The following is a 15,521-nucleotide window of genomic DNA, read 5'->3' on the forward strand; positions in this document are numbered from 1 at the left end:
CGGCCCTCACAGCTTGACGCAGATGTTTTTCAGTTCGGTGTAGAATTCCAGCGAATGGACGCCGCCCTCGCGGCCGATGCCCGAGTGTTTGGACCCGCCGAAGGCGGTGCGCAGGTCGCGCAGGAACCAGGAATTGACCCAGACGATGCCGGCGCCGATCCGGCCGGCGACCCGGTGCGCCCGGCCCAGATTCTCCGTCCACACCGCCGCCGCCAGCCCGTAGGGGGTGTCGTTGGCGAGCGCCACCGCCTCCTCCTCGCTGTCGAAGGGGCGGATGTGGCAGCAGGGGCCGAAGATCTCCTCGCGCACCACGGCGCTGTCGTCGGGCAGCCCGGTCCAGATGGTCGGCTGCACCCAGGACCCGCCGGCCAGCTCCGCCGGCATGTCGGGAACCCCGCCGCCGGTCACCAGCGTGGCGCCGTCGGCGATGGCGCGGGCGTAGTAGGACAGCACCTTGTCGCGGTGTTCCCGGCTGATCAGCGGGCCGAGGCTGGTGCCGGAGGCGAAGGGATGGCCGGGGACCAGCGCCTCGGCCCCCGCCTTCAGCCGGGCGACGAACGCGTCGAAGATCGGGCGCTCGACATAGATCCGCTCGGTGCCCAGGCAGACCTGCCCGCAATTGGCGAAGGCCGAGCGCAGGGTGCCCTCGATCGCCTTGTCGAGGTCGCAGTCGGCGAAGACGACCGCCGGGTTCTTGCCGCCCAGCTCGAACGACACGGCGCGGACGCCGGTCGCGGCGGCCTTCATGATCGCCTCGCCGGTGCGGGTCTCGCCGGTGAAGGTGATCGCGTCGACGCCGGGGTGGGTGGTCAGGAACTCGCCGGCCGAGTCCGGGCCGAAGCCGTGGACGACGTTGTAGACGCCGGGCGGAATGCCGGCCTCGTTCATCACCTCGCCCAGCAGCGCGGCGGTGGTCGGCGTCTCCTCCGAGGGCTTGACGACGACGGTGTTGCCGCAGGCCAGCGCCGGCCCGACCTTCCAGGTCATCAGCAGCAGCGGCAGGTTCCACGGGCTGATCACGGCGATGACGCCCTTGGGGCCGCGCCTCGCGTAGTTGAGCGCCCCGGCGCCGTCGGGGGTCGCCAGCTCGAAGAACTCGGTGGGGACGTTCTTCACCACGTCGGCGAAGACCGCGAAATTCGCGGCGCCGCGCGGGATGTCGATGTGCGAGGCCAGCGATTGCGGCTTGCCGGTGTCGGCGATCTCGGCGGCGAGGAACGCGTCGAAGCGGCGCAGGATGCCCTCGGCGACCTTGTGCAGGCGGTCCACCCGCTCCTGCACCGTCATGCGGCCCCAGGGGCCGGACAGCGCGGCGCGGGCCGCCGCGACGGCGGCGTCCACGTCGGCCCGCGAGGCCTCGTGCACCAGCGACACCAGCGAGCCGTCGACCGGCGAGCGGTTCTCGAAGCGGCGCCCGCCGCCGCCGGCAACGTAGGCGCCGCCGATGAAGTGGAGAATCTCCTTGGGCGCGGCGCCGTCCGCCGAGGCGGAGTCGGGCCGGGCGGCGTCGGGCCATGGCCCGGTCCGGGACAGGGTGGAGGTGGTCATGATGGGTCTTGCGTCCTTGTTGTGTCGTGATGCGCGGCGGTCAGAGCCCCAGCGCGGCCAGACCGGCCCGCGCGCAGCGGCAGTCCTGCTCCTCCGACGCGCCGGAGACCCCGATGCCGCCGATGAGCCGCCCGTCCGCCAGGATCGGCAGCCCGCCGGGAAAGGCGGTCAGCCGGTCGCGGCGGATCAGCCCGTCGCGCAGGTCGGGGTTGCCGGCGATCAGCCGGCCCAGATCGGCGGTGGGCATGCGGAAGCCGACCGCCGTGAAGGCCTTGTCCTGGGCGATGGCGATGGAGTGGAGGAACGCCCCGGAGGCGCGCAGGAACGCGACGAGCGTCCCGCCGGAATCCACCACCGCGGCGTTGACCGCCACCCCCAGGGCGGCGCCCTCGCGCACCGCCGCGAGGACGGCGGTGCAGGCGGCCTCGTGGGCGATGCCGTCCTGACGGACCGTCAACTCCACGTCCTGACGGACGGCCAGCTCCACGTCCTGACGGACGGCCAGCTCCACGTCCTGACGGACGGCCAGCTCCACGTCCTGACGGACGGCCAGTTCCATGGCGCGTTCCATGGCCGCCCCCTCAGGTCACGACGCTGAGGAAGCGTTCGTTCAGCGCCTTCTCGTAATAGAAGATGCCCTTGCCCAGCTCGTTCTCGTCCCAGACGCGGGTCGGGTTGTCGGGGTAGTGGGTGTAGCCGCCGGCGAAGACCTCGTTGCGGTTGCCCGACGGGTCGAAGAAATAGATCGTCTGGCCGCGCGTGATGCCGTGGCGGGTCGGACCGATGTCGATGGAGATGTTGTAGCGGCTCATCAGGTCGGCGGCGTGGCCGACGTCGTGCCAGGATTCCAGGAAGAAGGCGGCGTGGTGGAACTTGCCCGGCTCGGGATGCTTCACGAAGGCGATGTCGTGCGCCTTGTTGGAACAGGTCAGCCAGATCGCCAGCACGCCGTCGGGCAGCTCGATCTTCTCGGCCAGCGAGAAATCCAGCGCCTCCTCGAAGAAGCGCAGGTTCCTGTCGATGTCGGGGCCGTAGAGCAGGGCGTGGTCGAAGCGGGTCGCCTTCATGCCGCGCGGCTCCTCCGGCCAGACGTCCGGGTTGTGGATCGGCGGGTGGCTGCCCGACAGCTCGACGGTCGCGTACAGCTCGATCCGGTGGCCGGACGGCAGGACGGCGCCGATGCGGCGGCCGACGCCGGGCTGCTCGCCCGCCGCCACCGTGTCGACGGCCAGCCCCCAGGCGCGGATGCGCTCGGCGAACTGGTCGAGGTCGTCCTCGGTCCGCACCTTGAAGCCCATCACGTCCATGCCGGCCGTGTCGGTCTGGCGCAGGATGACGCTGTGGCGGTCGAACTCGTCCCAGCCCTTCAGGTAGACGCGGCCGTCGTCGCCGGTGGACACGAGGTTCAACCCCAGCCGGTCGACGTAGTGGGTCAGCGCCGCCGCCATGTCGAGCACGCGGAGCTGGATGAAGCCGGGACGCAGCACGCCTTTGACGGACATCGGGTGTTCCTCCTGTTTCTTAGGTGTTTGTGATCGGCTGCGCCGGGACGGGCGCGCCGGTGGCGGCCGCCCCCGTCTTGCGGGCGCAGCGCAGGTCGAGGTCGCTTTCGGGGATCAGGCGGCAGGCGAGCGCGTAGCCGGCGCGCTCCTCCGCCTCGCTGACATGGGCCCGGCTCATCGGCTGCAACCGATAGGAGCCGGACAGGATCCGGACGCGGCACACCCCGCAGCCGCCCTGCCGGCAGCCCACCGGGATCGGCCGCCCCGGCGCCCGCCGCAGTCCCGGAACGGGAAGGCGCAGGCGCTCCATGGCGGCGACGACCGTCTCGTCGCCGCGGCAGGGGAAGGCCGACGGGGCGCCGCCGGGATGTTCGCCGGGATTCCCGCCGGGATTCCCGTCGAGCCGGATGACGTGGGTGGCGACGGCCATCTCACAGCCTCCGGAAGACAGGGCTGCGGACCTTCCCGGCGTCGCCGTCGCCGGCGGTCAGGAAGCGCTCGGTGTGGATGTCGCGCTCAAACAGCCGGCCCTGCATCAGGGTGCGGATGCAGGCCTCGACCATCGGCGGCGGGCCGCAGAGGTACGCCTTGCGCCCGGCGTAGAGCCCGTCGAAGCGGCGTTGCAGGGCCTCGTGGACGAAGCCGGTCTCCCCCTCCCAACCGTCGTCCGGCTGGGGATCCGAAAGGACCGGAACGTAGGTCAGGATGGGGTGCCGCGCCGCCAGATCGCGGAACAGCGCCTCGTCGTACAGGTCGCGGCGCGCCCGCACGCCGTGGATCAGCAGCATCGGCTGCGTCCAGCCTTGCTCCAGAAGGTCGAGGATCATCGACTTCGGGCTCGACAGCCCGGTGCCGCCGGCCAGCAGGATCGACGGCACCGCCGCCGATCTCCGCACGAAGAAGCGGCCGTAGGGGCCGGACAGCCGCAGCCGGTCGCCGAGCGCCAGCGTGTCGTGGATCCAGCCGGTCGCCCGGCCGCCGGGCACCCGCCGGACATGCAGCTCGATCCGGTTCGGCCGCGACGGCGGGCTGGCGAGCGAGAAGGCCCGCGCCCCCTCGACGCCGGGCACCGTCAGGTTGACATACTGCCCGGCCTGGAAGGCGATGCCGTCGCCGGGGAGTTCGATGGTGACGCCCTTCACGTCGTGGGTCAGATCCTCCAGCCCGACCACGGTGCCGGTGAAGTCGCGCACCGGGCAGCGGCGGGCGTCCGGCTCGTCGTCGATGTCGGCCTCGATGGTGACGTCGGAGCGCAGCGTGGCGGTGCAGGCCAGCGTCTTGCCGCCGTCCCGCTCGAAATCCATCAGCGCGAAGCCCGAGGCGTCGCCGTGATCGACCTCGCCGTCGGCCACCTCGACCTTGCAGGTGCCGCACAGCCCGTGGCCGCAGGCGTGGGGCAGCCAGATTCCCTGACGCAGGCAGGCGTCCAGAATGGTCTGGCCCTCCTCGACGGCGACGCTCTCGCCGGTCGGTTCGATCGTCAGCGTGTGACTCATCGCGGCATCCCTCCCCGTCCGTCCGCCGTCAGCTCCGCGTTCCCCGGTAGCCGTGCAGGCCGGGCGTGCGGAAACGGAGCAGCGACTTGTGGCCGACGCCGTTCTCGGCGAGGCTGCGCGCCGGGTCGGGCGCCGTCTCCCGGCCGTCCACGGTCCAGCGCACGGCGTCCCAGTCGATGGCGGCGAAATCGGGGTGGGCGCCGTAGGTGGCCGGCAGGATGTCCTTGACCAGCGCGCCGAACGGCATCGCCGGCGGGAACGGGAAGGCGACGGCCGAGCAGAAGCTCAGATGCTCCTCCCAATGCAGGTAGACGACGATGTTGCCGTGGAAATTCTCGACGCGGTCGCGGATCTCGATCTTGTCGGCGTAGTGTTCGTCCAGGGCGACGACGGCCATGGCGTTTCCTCCGGTGATTTTTTCCTGGAAAAGGGTCGCGGCTAGCCGGCGACGCGGTCGCGCATCCGCATCCACTGGTCCCACATGGCCTGATCGGGCGATCCCGCCTGGTCCATGTTGTCGGCGCCGGGATTCAGCCTGTACCAGGCGAGGACCTCCTCCATCGAGGCGCCGCCGCAGTTGCCCTGGAAGATCTGGTGAACCGGCAGCCAGGACTGGCTGTACTTCTCCGGCTCGCCGTCGAAGATGTCCTTGCAGCCGTCCGAGCAGAAATGATAGCGGTCGCCCTTGTGCTCGGAATGGCGGAAGCAGATCGTCGTCGGGTCGCCCGGCTCGGTGTAGGCCATCGGAATCTGGCAGACCGTGCAGAGCTGCGGCAGGGCGTTGTTGTAGAAGCGCTTGCCGTCCTTCTCCATCTCCGCCCACATCTCGAAGCGCGGGCGGTAGAGGGTGTCGAAGCTGTTGGGATACTTCTCCGACAGCCAGTCCATCTCCCCGGGCGTCGGCAGCCAGGTGTGGAAGGCGGCGGCCTGGGTGTACTGGTAGAACACCGACCAGTTCTGGTGCGACAGATGCTCGGCCTCGGCGGTGGCGACGTCGGCGTATTTCGGCGGCCGCAGGCCGTAGCGCGCCAGATCGGCGAACAGCGCGCCGCCCGCCTGGGTGAAGTAGATGTCCCACGCCTCGCGCCAGGACATGATCTTCTTGGGCAGCATGTAGTCCATCATCATGGCGACGAGGCCGAGCACGCGGTGGCCGCGCCAGAACCATTTGTCGACCCATTTCTGGACGATGGGCAGGTTGTCGGGGTGCTGTTCCAGCAGGAACTTGATGACCTCGATGCCCAGCGTCATGTGGCGGCTCTCGTCCGACTGGGCGGAGAAGCCGAAGGTGACGGTGGCGAGGTCGCCGTTGTAGGCGGCGCCCGACATGAAGGGCACGAACAGCAGGTTGGTCAGCACATATTCGAAGGCGAAGCCGATGGCGATGAAATACTCGAACGGCCCGGCCGTCCGCGCGTCGTCGAAGAAGGATTTCGGCACCGACAGGTACCACACGCGGTCGTGCATGTGGCTGAACTCGTGGAAGCCGTCGAAGAACTTGTTGTAGTGGCTCAGCGTGTGGATCTGCGTCTGGGCGTGGCGCAGCTCGTCGAGCGACTGCATCTGCGCGGCGATGCGCGGGCCGACGCCGGGGATGTGGCGGCCGACATGGGCGAAGCCGCGATGGGCCTGATACTCCGCCGGGGTGATGCCGGTCAGGAACAGCTTGGCGGCGTTGACGTAGCGGGCGTTGCTGAGGCCGGTCTGGCCGTTGTTCTGGGCGAAGCTGTCCAGCACGGCGTAGAGCTTGCGCTCCTTCTCCGCCTGGTACTTCCAGTAGCTGTCCATGGTCAGGCGGAAGGGATCCTCCCATTTCGACCAGTCGCGGATCTTGATGCCCTCGAACTCGGCGTAGGGGAAGATCGCGGATTTCGGCTGGTAGGACGGTTCCCAGTCCAGGCCGTTGGTGAGGAGCGCGTAGCGCTGCTTCAGCCCCAGCTTGTTGATCGCGTTCATCGCGGCGTTTCCTCTCGGTGGCTTTTTTCCCGGTGGCTTTTTTGTTCAGTGCGCCCAGGCGAGGCGGAAATAATCGTCGTCCTCGTCCAGGTTCCCGGCCATCGACACCAGGCTGAGGTGGATTTCCTGCGGATCCCAGTCGCGGCCGAGACGCGTCTCGACCGAGGCGCGGTGGACGGTCAGGCTGCCCTCGCGGTCGATCTTGACGATGCCGGGATAGCTGTGGACGGTGGCGCCGGGGTTGTCCTCGGTGATCGCCTCGATGATCGGGCGGGCGTCGTCGGTGTTCTGCAAGGTGATGGAGACGGTGCGGAGCATGGAGCGCGGTCCTTCCGGTCAGGCGGCGGCGGCGAGCGGGTCGAGGCCGAGGCGGGCGCCGCGGGCGCGGATGGCGGCGGCGGTCTCGGCGACGGCGGCGGCGCCGGCGTCCGGGCCCAGCACGCCGGCGGCCAGCGGGGCGAAGGCGGCGGCGGCGCGGCGGCTCCAGGCGCCGAGCCAGCCGCCGAGCAGCGCCCTGTTCTCCGCCGATTCCGCGGCGGCGGTCTTGACCACGGCGTCGACCCAGCGGCCGTGCTCGGCGTGCCACTCGGTCATGAACCCGGTCAGCATCGACACGGCGGTGCCGCCCAGCGCCTGACCCGCCGCGTCGAAACGGCCGTAGACCAGCGGGTAGAGCATCCCGTCGATGGCGAGATTCTGGGCGACGAACTGCTCGAACCAGTCGCCGATCACCAGGGAATCCTCGGTCAGCCGGCGCAGCTCCTGCCAGTCCGGGGCCTCCATCCAGCGTTGCTTGGCGACGTCGAGCGAGGCGCCGCTGTTGCCGTCGAGCGCCAGCCCGATGCGGCCGACGATCTGCGCCATCCCCAGATGGTCGCCAGCGGCGAACATCGCCGGGGCCGTCACCGCCGTGCCGTAGCCGCGGTCGCACATGTTGACGCAGTTCAGGTTGGCGCCCCATTCCATGTGACGCAGCGGCAGCAGGTAGCCCTCCACCGTCTCCCGCCACGCCGGGTCGAGCAGGGCCAGCAGCCCGCGCTTCTCGACGAAGTCGAAATTGCGCTCGGTGCCCTGGTGCTGGGCGGCGCGGGCGATGTTGTAGCTGGCGTAGTAGAACTGCCGGGGATCGCGCAGCGCGTACCAGTCGCGCATGCGGATGGCGGTGCGGCGCTCGTCGTAATGCCAGAATTCGGCGTCCCACAGCGGCTTGTAATGGAAATTGGCCGTCGCCTGGACGTCCATCGTCGCCTCGTCGTAGCGCGAGGCCGGCTTGTCGGCGCCCAGGCGCCGGGCGACGTGGCCGAAGGTCTGGCGGCGGGGTTCGACCTTCAGGGTCTTGATCTCGATGGTCACGCGTTTCCTCCTTGGCCCTCCCCTTGTCGCGCGCGGCTCCCGGCGGCGGGAGGGTTCCGCCGGGTTGGTTCGGTCTCGCGTCAGCCGGCGCCGCCGCCCGCCGCCGGGGGCCGGTACAGGCCGGGGCCGGCGGGCGGCGGCGCCCCGGCGGCTTCGGCGGCTTCGGCGGCTTCGGCGGCTTCGGCGGGCCCCAGCATCACCGCCCCTTCGCGGCGGCAGAACTCGTCGAAGGCGGCGAAGGGCATGATCAGCTCCACCGACAGGTCGTCGTCGCCGAGCGCGTAGGCGAACTCGACGAAACGGCCGTCGCGGATCGCCATGACCCGGACGTAGGCGGTCATTGAATGCGCCATGCTCGCTCCTTCCGGCGTTTCCCGTGCCGAGCCTATTGGCAAGCGCCGTGCCAAGCGCCTCGGACGTCCGCGATTTCCGTGAACACCAATGTGTTTCAAGGGCTTGATCGGACCTGCCCGGAGGCGGCGCGGATCGGGGCCGCGGCGGTGGCGGCGGTCCGTTGATGAAATCGTCAATCCCGCCCTCCGGCATGGTCCGGACAGGTGATTATTTGATGAATCGATCATCCGTCAGGCGCGCGTTGCGCCGGATCGGGCGGTCACGTAGTTTTGTCGGCGCGACCGGCCGAACGCCGCCGGACCGCCGAAGCCGGCGCATGACCGGCGGCCAATCCGCAACGGGGAGCGCCGCGTGAGTACGTCATCCACCCCAGCCTCCTCCGTGCCCCTGATGCCTCCGCAGGTGGCGGCGGAGGCGACGGCCCGCCTGCCCGACATCGCCGACCTGTCGGCCCGCCTGCGCTTCTGCCCGAAGGACGGCCGCATCTGGCTGGGCGACCAGCGGATGCTGCTGATCCATCTCAGCGCGCTGGCCGACCTGCGGCGCGAGCTGGTCGGCGCGCTGGGGCTGGCGGCGGCGCGCGGGCTGTTCACCCGGATGGGCTACGCGTCGGGCTGCAAGGACGCGGAGTTCGCCCGCCGCATCCGGCCCGGCGACGATCTGAACGCCTTCTACGTCGGCCCGCAGATGCACGCGCTGGAGGGCATCGTCCATGTCGAGCCGGTGCGGGTCGAGGTCGACATCGAATCCGGCCGCTATTACGGCGAATTCCTCTGGCACGGCTCGTCGGAGGTCGACGCCCACGTCGCCGCCTTCGGCATGAGCGCCGAGCCGGTGTGCTGGATGCAGATCGGCTACGCCTCGGGCTACACCAGCATCTTCATGGGCCAGCCGATCCTGCACCGCGAGGTGGAATGCCGCGCCACCGGAAGCCGCCACTGCCGGATCGTCGGCAAGCCGGTGCACGAGTGGGACGACCCCAACCCCGACCTGATCTATCTGCAACCCGACAGCCTGGGCAGCCTGTACCGGGCCGCCGCCCCCTCCGTCCCCCCGGCCTTCACCGGGTTGCCGGCCCAGCCCGCCGACGCCCGCCGGCAGCCGGGGCTGATCGGCCTGTCGTCGGGCTTCCTGGCGGCCCACCATCTGCTCCAGAAGGTGGCGCGCACCAGCGCGTCGGTGCTGTTCCTCGGCGAGACCGGGGTGGGCAAGGAGATGTTCGCCCGCAGCCTGCACGCGTCGAGCGACCGCGCCGCCATGCCGTTCGTCGCCATCAACTGCGCGGCGATTCCGGAAAACCTGATCGAATCCGAGCTGTTCGGGGTGGAGCGCGGCGCCTTCACCGGGGCGCTGCAATCCCGCCCCGGCCGCTTCGAGCGCGCCCATGGCGGCACCATCTTCCTCGACGAGATCGGCACCCTCAACCTCGCGGCGCAGGGCAAGCTGCTGCGCGTGCTCCAGGAGCGCGAGGTCGAGCGGGTCGGCGGCACCGAGACCCGCCGGGTCGACGTCCGGGTCATCGCCGCGACCAACGCCGACCTGCGGGCGGAAAGCCGGCGCGGCAATTTCCGCGAGGATCTGTTCTACCGGCTGAACGTCTTTCCGGTGCGCATCCCGCCGCTGCGCGAGCGGCGCGAGGACATCCCGCTGCTGGTCCGGCATTTCCTGCTGAAATACGCCGACCGCCACAAGCGCCCGGTCGCCGGCGTCACCGACCGCGGCATGGACCGGCTGATCGACTACGAGTTTCCCGGCAACGTCCGCGAGCTGGAGAACATCATCGAGCGCGCCGTCATCCTGGCGCCGGAGGACGGCGCGCCGATCGACGTCGGCCATCTGTTCGCCTGCGGCGACGAGGTCCATTCGCCCTTCTACGGCGTCGGCCAGGACGGGTCGCTGATCGACGGGCTGACCGCCCCGGATCCGCCGGCCGGACCGGCGGCGGCCGGAGCGGCGGCAGATGGCCCGGCGACGGATGGCCCTGACTCGCTGGTGGACAGCGTCCTGGCCAACGAAATTCCGCTGGAGCTTCTGGAGGCCCGCCTGATCGAAACGGCGGTCGAGCGGGCCGGCGGCAACCTGGCGGAGGCCGCCCGCATGCTGGGCCTGACCCGCGCGCAGCTCGCCTATCGGTACCGCAAGGGCCGGGACTGAGCCCGCTCAGCCGGACGGCAGGCCGAACCAGCTTCCGTCGCGGATGCCGTTGGCCAGCTGATCGACGGTGCAGCCGATGTGATCGGCCAGCACGGCGGCCGCCCGGTCCGGGTCGCGGGCCAGCGCCGCCTCGTACAGGGCCAGATGCTCGGCGTGCACGTCGCGGGGCGAGGCGCGGCCCAGCAGCGACAGGCGGCGGTAGCGCTGGTGCTGCTTGTAGAGCCGCTCGTTGACGCGCATCAGGCGCCGCAGCGGGCAGGCGGCGACCAGCGCGGCGTGGAAGCCCTGGTTGCAGCGCTCCCAGTCGTCGAGGAAATCGCGCGGGTTGTCCGCCAGCAGCGGCTCGACCGCCGCCAGCCGCTCGAAGGCGGCGCGCACGCCGTCGGCCCACGCCGCGTCGCCGGCGGCGATGGATTGGCGGAGCATCTCGGTTTCGATGACGATTCGCGAGGCCGTCAGATCCTTGAGATCGGCCAGCGACACCGGGGTGACTCGCAGGATCGTCCCCTCCTCCAGCGACGCCAGCCCCTCGGAGGCGAGGCGGAGCGCCGCCTCGCGGACCTCCGCCGCCGGCACGGCACGGTCGCCGGCCACCCCCTTCAGGTCGATGCGCGAACCGGGGGCGAGCCGGCCGGACAGGATTTCCCCCTCGATCCAGTCGTAGGTGGACGCGGGGGCTTCGCTCGGAGCGAGGGTCAGATTGGGCATCGGGGGCGTCGCCGCGGTTCTGCATGACGATGGGGCAGCCGATCCGGCGCCGGCAAGGGCGACGGATCGGTCAACCTCAAAGTATGGCGGGCCGGAACCGGCGGCAACCTGATTGACATCGCCACAGCCCCGGCCGGACCGCGCCGGATTTCCGGGGGGCCGTCCGGTTCGGGCGATGCCGCCGACGTCACCCCCCCAGACCAAGAAGCCTGGCGGCGTTGTGCTTGAGGATGAGGGGGCGCACCTCGTCCCTGATGGGCAGCTTCTCGAAATCCGCGATCCAGCGATCGGGCGTGATCAGGGGGAAATCCGAGCCGAACAGCATCTTGTGCTTCAGCAGCGTGTTGGCGTACTGGACCAGGATCGGCGGGAAGTATTTCGGCGACCAGCCCGACAGGTCGATGTAGACCTGCGGCTTGTGGGTGGCCACCGCCAGCGCCTCCTCCTGCCAGGGGAAGGAGGGGTGCGCCAGGATGATCGGCATGTCGGGGAAATCCGCCGCCACGTCGTCGATGTGCATCGGGTTGGAGTATTTCAGGCGCAGGCCGGCGCCCCCCGGCATGCCGGCGCCGATGCCGGTCTGGCCGGTGTGGAACAGCGCCGGCAGCCTGTGCTCGGCGATCACCTCGTACAGCGGGTAGGCCATGCGGTCGTTGGGGAAGAAGCCCTGCATGGTCGGGTGGAACTTGAAGCCGCGGACGCCGTACTCCTCGATCAGGCGCCGCGCCTCGCGGACGCCGACCTTGCCGCGCGCCGGGTCGATGCTGGCGAAGGGAATCATCACGTCGCGATTCTGCGCGACCAGCTCGGCAACCTCGTCGTTGGGCACGCGCGGCAGGCCGGTGCAGCATTCGGCGTCGACCGGAAAGATGACGCAGGCCATCTTGCGCTGGCGGTAATAGGCGGCGATTTCCGGAATGCCCGGCTGGCCGAGGTCGTTCCTGAAATACTTCGCCTTGGCCTCCTCCATCGCCAGCGCCTCTTCGAGCAACGGCGCGCGGCAGGATTTCTCGGCGTGGGTGTGGATGTCGATGGCGACCAGATCGTCGATGTTCATGGCGGCGGCTCCGAAGTCGGGCGGGGAAGAGGTCAGGCGAAGACATCCGGACCGAGGCGCAGGGACGCGGCGCCCCCGGTCACCGTCCGGGCGAGGCCGGGCGCGGCGGTGGCGAGGTTCTCGGCGTAGAAGCGCGCCGTGGCGACGGTGGCGCGCAACGCCGGGTTCGTGTCGCCGTCCCCTTGCAGGGCGAGCGCGGCCAGCGCCCCCTTGAGCAGCAGCACCCCGCCCGCCGCCAGCCCGAACAGGCGCAGGCAGGGGCTGGCCCCGGCCAGCGCGTCGTCGGGCGCGCGCCCTTCCGCCAGCAGCCAATCCGTCGCCGCGCCGAGCGCGTCGAGCGCCTCGCCGATCCGCGGGGCGGACGCCCCCAGGGCGTCGGCGTCGGCCTGCCGCGCGGCCTCGACGACGCCCCGCCAATCGGCCAGCAGCCGCCGGACCGCGACACCGCCGCCGCGCGGCAGCTTGCGGGTCACCAGATCGATGGCCTGGATGCCGTTGGTCCCCTCGTAGATCGAGGTCACCCGCACATCGCGCAGATGCTGCGCCGCTCCGGTCTCCTCGACGAACCCCATGCCGCCATGGACCTGGATACCGAGCGAGGCGACCTCGATCCCGGCCTCGGAGCAGAAGGCCTTGGTCACCGGCGTCAGCAGGTCGGCGCGTTCCCGCGCCGCCGCGTCGCCGCCGCGCTCGGCCCGGTCGATGGCCTCGGCGGTGACGTAGGCGACCGACCGCGCGGCGGCGGTCAGGGCGCGCATGGTCAGCAGCGTGCGCCGCACGTCGGGATGCTCGATGATCGGCCGCGCTTCCGGATCGCTCCCCACCCGGCCCTGCCGGCGCTCCCTGGCGTAGGCCAGCGCCTGCTGGCAGGCGCGCTCGCCGATGGACACCCCTTGCAGGCCGGTGGCGAGGCGGGCGCGGTTCATCATCGTGAACATGCAGGCCAGCCCGCGATTCTCCTCGCCGACCAGCCAGCCGACGGCCCCGCCCCCGAAGGCGCCGCCCTCGCCGAAGACCATGGTGCAGGTCGGGCTGGCGTGCAGGCCGAGCTTGTGCTCGACCCCGGCGCAGCGCACGTCGTTCATCGCCCCCGGCATGCCGCCATCGGCGGCGCCATCGCCGGGCAGCCGCTTGGGCACCAGGAACAGCGAAATCCCCCTGGTTCCCGCCGGCGCGTCGGGCAGGCGGGCGAGCACCAGATGGACGATGTTGTCGGTCAGATCGTGCTCGCCGCAGGTGATGAAGATCTTCTGGCCGGTGATGCGGTAGGTGCCGTCGCCCGCCGGCACCGCGCGGGTGCGCAGCAGCGCCAGATCGGAGCCGGCCTGCGGCTCGGTCAGGTTCATGGTCGCCGTCCACTCGCCGGACACCAGCCGGGGCAGCCAGCGCTCCCGCAGGGCCGCGTCGCCATGGGCGAGCAGCGCGTCGACCGCCCCCTGGGTCAGCACCGGCCCCAGCCCGAAGGCCATGCAGGCGCTGGTGTGCATTTCCATCACCGCGGTGTTCAGCATCACCGGCAGCCCCGCCCCGCCCCAATCCTCCGGCGCCGCCACCGCGTTCCACCCGGCCTCGGCCCAGCGGCGGTACGCCTCGGGAAAGCCCGGCGGGGTGCGGACCGCGCCGTCGGCGAAGCGGACACCCGTCCGGTCGCCCGGCCGGTTCAGCGGCGCCAGGACGCCCTCGGCGAAGGTCCCGGCCTGCTCCAGCAGGGCGCGCGCCAGATCGTCGTCGAGACCGTCGAACAGGCCGTCGCGCATCACCTCGGTCAGCCCGGCGACATGCCGGAGCGTGAACAGGATGTCGTCCACCGGCGCCTTGAAACCCATGATGCCACCCTCCCCGGAGCGCGTTCGCGCGTTTATGATAAATCATCACTGTAATGATCTATAACATTAATAGCGATACCACATCCACCCCGCATCTGCTAGGGTCCCTGCCGTCCCCAAGGCGCCGGGCCACCCCCGCCGACAGTGAAAACGAGCCACCGACCGATGACCGAATCCGCCCCGAAGCGCCCGCAGGTCCGGCGCCCGAAGGCGCCCGCGACCGCTCTTCCCGCCGCCCCCCCGCAGGACATGGCGCCAGCCGACACGATCGATCTCGGCCTGCTGAGCGAAGCCGTTGGCTTTCTGCTGAAGCGGGCGCAGATGGCGGTGTTCAACGACTTCAACCGGACCTTCGCGGAGGCCGACATCCGGCCGGCGCAGTTCTCCGTCCTCACCATCATCGGGCGCAACCCCGGCCTCAGGCAGTCGCAGGTCAGCAACGCGCTGAGCATCAAGCGCACCAACTTCGTCCCCCTCCTCGATTCCCTGGAGGCGCGCGGCCTCGTCAAGCGCAAGCTGGCGACCACCGACCGCCGCTCCCACGCGCTCCACCTGACCGCCAAGGGGGCCGTCCTGGTGAAGGAGCTGAACGCGCTGTGGACGCAGCACGAGCAGCGCATCCGCGACCAGATCGGCGAGGAGGGGCGGACCCGGCTGCTGGAGCTGCTGGGCCGGCTGGTGGAGTTCGGCGGGCCCGGCCTGGCCGACGAGGGGGACGCGGCCGAGGCCCCGCCGGCCAAGCCGCGCAAGCCGCGCGCGCCCAAGGCATCCCCCCCGTAACCCGCCCCTCACCCGCCCCTCACCGCGGCGGCAGGCGCAGGGCTCCGTCGAGCCGGATCACCTCGCCGTTCAGGGCCGGGTTGGCCACGCAATGCAGGACCAGATCCGCGAACTCCTCCGGCTTTCCCAGGCGCCTGGGAAAGGGGATGGAGGCGCCCAGGCTGGCCTGCACCGCGTCGGGCAGGGTCCGCATCATCGGCGTCAGGAACAGGCCCGGCGCGATGGCCAGCACCCGGACGCCGAACTGCGCCAGCTCGCGCGCCGCCGGCAGGGTCAGCGAGACGATGCCGCCCTTCGAGGCCGCGTAGGCCGCCTGCCCGACCTGCCCCTCGAAGGCGGCGACCGAGGCGGTCGACACCACGACGCCGCGCTCGCCGTCGGCCAGCGGCTCCAGCCCGGCCATGGCGGCGGCGGCCAGACGCAGCATGTTGAAGCTGCCGATCAGGTTGACCTGGACGATGCGGGCGAACGCGTCGAGCGGCTGCGGCCCGTCGCGGCCGAGGATGCGCCTGGCCGTGCCGATGCCGGCGCAGTTGACCAGCACGCGGGCCGGCCCATGGGCGGCGCCCGCCTCGGCCAGCGCGTCGGCCGCCGCCCGCGGATCGGTCACGTCGCAGCGCAGGGCGACGCCGCCCAGCTCGCGCGCCAGATCCCGCGCGGCGTCGGCGTCAATGTCGAGCAGCGCCACCCTGGCCCCGGCACCCGCCAGCGCCCGCGCCGTCGCGGCGCCCAGCCCCGAACCGCCGCCGGTGACGACGGCCGCCTGTCCCTCGATGATCATGTCGTT

The 15,521-nt window shown here is 71.0% G+C and carries 16 protein-coding genes; 2 read left to right on the forward strand and 14 right to left on the reverse strand.

Translation table 11 applies throughout. The annotated features are described in order from the left end of the window. Positions 1-6 precede the first annotated feature (6 nt). From JN22_RS12055 to JN22_RS12100, 10 genes are all read right to left on the reverse strand, one after another. The gene (locus JN22_RS12055; RefSeq protein ID WP_085554147.1) at positions 7-1,548 is read right to left on the reverse strand and encodes a 2-hydroxymuconic semialdehyde dehydrogenase; all 1,542 of its coding nucleotides are present in this window, start codon (positions 1,546-1,548) and stop codon (positions 7-9) included. Between the two features lie 40 nt (positions 1,549-1,588). Beyond that, a complete protein-coding gene (locus tag JN22_RS12060) occupies positions 1,589-2,119 on the reverse strand; it encodes a GlcG/HbpS family heme-binding protein (RefSeq protein WP_211099636.1) in 531 nt (176 codons plus the stop codon). 10 nt (positions 2,120-2,129) lie between these two features. Beyond that, positions 2,130-3,050: a catechol 2,3-dioxygenase gene (locus JN22_RS12065; RefSeq protein ID WP_085554148.1), complete on the reverse strand. Its 921-nt coding sequence runs from the start codon at positions 3,048-3,050 to the stop codon at positions 2,130-2,132. A 19-nt stretch (positions 3,051-3,069) separates the two neighbouring features. After that, positions 3,070-3,480 (reverse strand): 2Fe-2S iron-sulfur cluster binding domain-containing protein, encoded by a 411-nt coding sequence (locus JN22_RS12070; protein ID WP_211099637.1) that lies wholly within the window; start codon positions 3,478-3,480, stop codon positions 3,070-3,072. 1 nt (position 3,481) lies between these two features. Continuing rightward, positions 3,482-4,546, reverse strand: a complete 1,065-nt coding sequence (locus JN22_RS12075) for an NADH:ubiquinone reductase (Na(+)-transporting) subunit F (RefSeq protein ID WP_085554149.1) — start codon at positions 4,544-4,546, stop codon at positions 3,482-3,484. A 28-nt stretch (positions 4,547-4,574) separates the two neighbouring features. Continuing rightward, positions 4,575-4,943, reverse strand: a complete 369-nt coding sequence (locus JN22_RS12080; RefSeq protein WP_085554150.1) for a phenol hydroxylase subunit P4 — start codon at positions 4,941-4,943, stop codon at positions 4,575-4,577. A 41-nt stretch (positions 4,944-4,984) separates the two neighbouring features. Continuing rightward, a complete protein-coding gene (locus JN22_RS12085) occupies positions 4,985-6,502 on the reverse strand; it encodes an aromatic/alkene/methane monooxygenase hydroxylase/oxygenase subunit alpha (protein ID WP_085554151.1) in 1,518 nt (505 codons plus the stop codon). Between the two features lie 45 nt (positions 6,503-6,547). Further along, a complete protein-coding gene (locus JN22_RS12090) occupies positions 6,548-6,820 on the reverse strand; it encodes an MmoB/DmpM family protein (RefSeq protein WP_085554152.1) in 273 nt (90 codons plus the stop codon). An 18-nt stretch (positions 6,821-6,838) separates the two neighbouring features. Beyond that, entirely contained in the window at positions 6,839-7,855 is a 1,017-nt protein-coding gene (locus tag JN22_RS12095; protein ID WP_085554153.1) for an aromatic/alkene monooxygenase hydroxylase subunit beta, read from the reverse strand. A gap of 80 nt (positions 7,856-7,935) precedes the next feature. After that, positions 7,936-8,208 carry a phenol hydroxylase subunit gene (locus tag JN22_RS12100; RefSeq protein WP_143268270.1) on the reverse strand — a complete coding sequence of 91 codons (273 nt, stop codon included), beginning with the start codon at positions 8,206-8,208 and terminating at the stop codon, positions 7,936-7,938. Between the two features lie 352 nt (positions 8,209-8,560). On the opposite strand from JN22_RS12100, the gene JN22_RS12105 reads away from it, so the two are divergent. After that, entirely contained in the window at positions 8,561-10,363 is a 1,803-nt protein-coding gene (locus tag JN22_RS12105; protein ID WP_211099638.1) for a sigma-54-dependent Fis family transcriptional regulator, read from the forward strand. A gap of 6 nt (positions 10,364-10,369) precedes the next feature. Here JN22_RS12105 and JN22_RS12110 read toward each other — a convergent pair whose 3' ends face one another. The 3 genes from JN22_RS12110 to JN22_RS12120 form a co-directional block, all read right to left on the reverse strand. Then, the gene (locus JN22_RS12110; RefSeq protein ID WP_085554155.1) at positions 10,370-11,071 is read right to left on the reverse strand and encodes a GntR family transcriptional regulator; all 702 of its coding nucleotides are present in this window, start codon (positions 11,069-11,071) and stop codon (positions 10,370-10,372) included. A gap of 187 nt (positions 11,072-11,258) precedes the next feature. Further along, complete coding sequence (locus JN22_RS12115) at positions 11,259-12,128, reverse strand: amidohydrolase family protein (RefSeq protein ID WP_085554156.1); 870 nt, start codon at positions 12,126-12,128, stop codon at positions 11,259-11,261. A 32-nt stretch (positions 12,129-12,160) separates the two neighbouring features. Continuing rightward, positions 12,161-13,954, reverse strand: coding sequence for an acyl-CoA dehydrogenase (locus JN22_RS12120; protein ID WP_085554157.1), 1,794 nt, complete (start codon positions 13,952-13,954; stop codon positions 12,161-12,163). A 165-nt stretch (positions 13,955-14,119) separates the two neighbouring features. Here JN22_RS12120 and JN22_RS12125 point away from each other — a divergent pair, with 165 nt between their 5' ends. Continuing rightward, positions 14,120-14,734 carry a MarR family winged helix-turn-helix transcriptional regulator gene (locus JN22_RS12125; RefSeq protein ID WP_085554158.1) on the forward strand — a complete coding sequence of 205 codons (615 nt, stop codon included), beginning with the start codon at positions 14,120-14,122 and terminating at the stop codon, positions 14,732-14,734. Between the two features lie 19 nt (positions 14,735-14,753). Here the strand turns inward: JN22_RS12125 and JN22_RS12130 are convergent, their stop codons facing one another. Beyond that, positions 14,754-15,515, reverse strand: coding sequence for an SDR family NAD(P)-dependent oxidoreductase (locus JN22_RS12130; protein ID WP_085554159.1), 762 nt, complete (start codon positions 15,513-15,515; stop codon positions 14,754-14,756). Between the last annotated feature and the right edge of the window lie 6 nt (positions 15,516-15,521).

The sequence above is a fragment of the Azospirillum agricola genome (assembly GCF_020005195.1).
Classification (GTDB): Bacteria; Pseudomonadota; Alphaproteobacteria; order Azospirillales; family Azospirillaceae; genus Azospirillum; species Azospirillum agricola.

Coding starts and splice junctions, on each gene's coding strand:
- JN22_RS12120 (WP_085554157.1), bottom strand. CDS start 13,954: ATGGGTTTCAAGGCGCCGGTGGACGACATCCTGTTCACGCTCCGGCAT.
- JN22_RS12130 (WP_085554159.1), bottom strand. CDS start 15,515: ATGATCATCGAGGGACAGGCGGCCGTCGTCACCGGCGGCGGTTCGGGG.
- JN22_RS12070 (WP_211099637.1), bottom strand. CDS start 3,480: ATGGCCGTCGCCACCCACGTCATCCGGCTCGACGGGAATCCCGGCGGG.
- JN22_RS12060 (WP_211099636.1), bottom strand. CDS start 2,119: ATGGAACGCGCCATGGAACTGGCCGTCCGTCAGGACGTGGAGCTGGCC.
- JN22_RS12055 (WP_085554147.1), bottom strand. CDS start 1,548: ATGACCACCTCCACCCTGTCCCGGACCGGGCCATGGCCCGACGCCGCC.
- JN22_RS12090 (WP_085554152.1), bottom strand. CDS start 6,820: ATGCTCCGCACCGTCTCCATCACCTTGCAGAACACCGACGACGCCCGC.
- JN22_RS12075 (WP_085554149.1), bottom strand. CDS start 4,546: ATGAGTCACACGCTGACGATCGAACCGACCGGCGAGAGCGTCGCCGTC.
- JN22_RS12080 (WP_085554150.1), bottom strand. CDS start 4,943: ATGGCCGTCGTCGCCCTGGACGAACACTACGCCGACAAGATCGAGATC.
- JN22_RS12125 (WP_085554158.1), top strand. CDS start 14,120: ATGACCGAATCCGCCCCGAAGCGCCCGCAGGTCCGGCGCCCGAAGGCG.
- JN22_RS12110 (WP_085554155.1), bottom strand. CDS start 11,071: ATGCCCAATCTGACCCTCGCTCCGAGCGAAGCCCCCGCGTCCACCTAC.
- JN22_RS12115 (WP_085554156.1), bottom strand. CDS start 12,128: ATGAACATCGACGATCTGGTCGCCATCGACATCCACACCCACGCCGAG.
- JN22_RS12085 (WP_085554151.1), bottom strand. CDS start 6,502: ATGAACGCGATCAACAAGCTGGGGCTGAAGCAGCGCTACGCGCTCCTC.
- JN22_RS12100 (WP_143268270.1), bottom strand. CDS start 8,208: ATGGCGCATTCAATGACCGCCTACGTCCGGGTCATGGCGATCCGCGAC.
- JN22_RS12065 (WP_085554148.1), bottom strand. CDS start 3,050: ATGTCCGTCAAAGGCGTGCTGCGTCCCGGCTTCATCCAGCTCCGCGTG.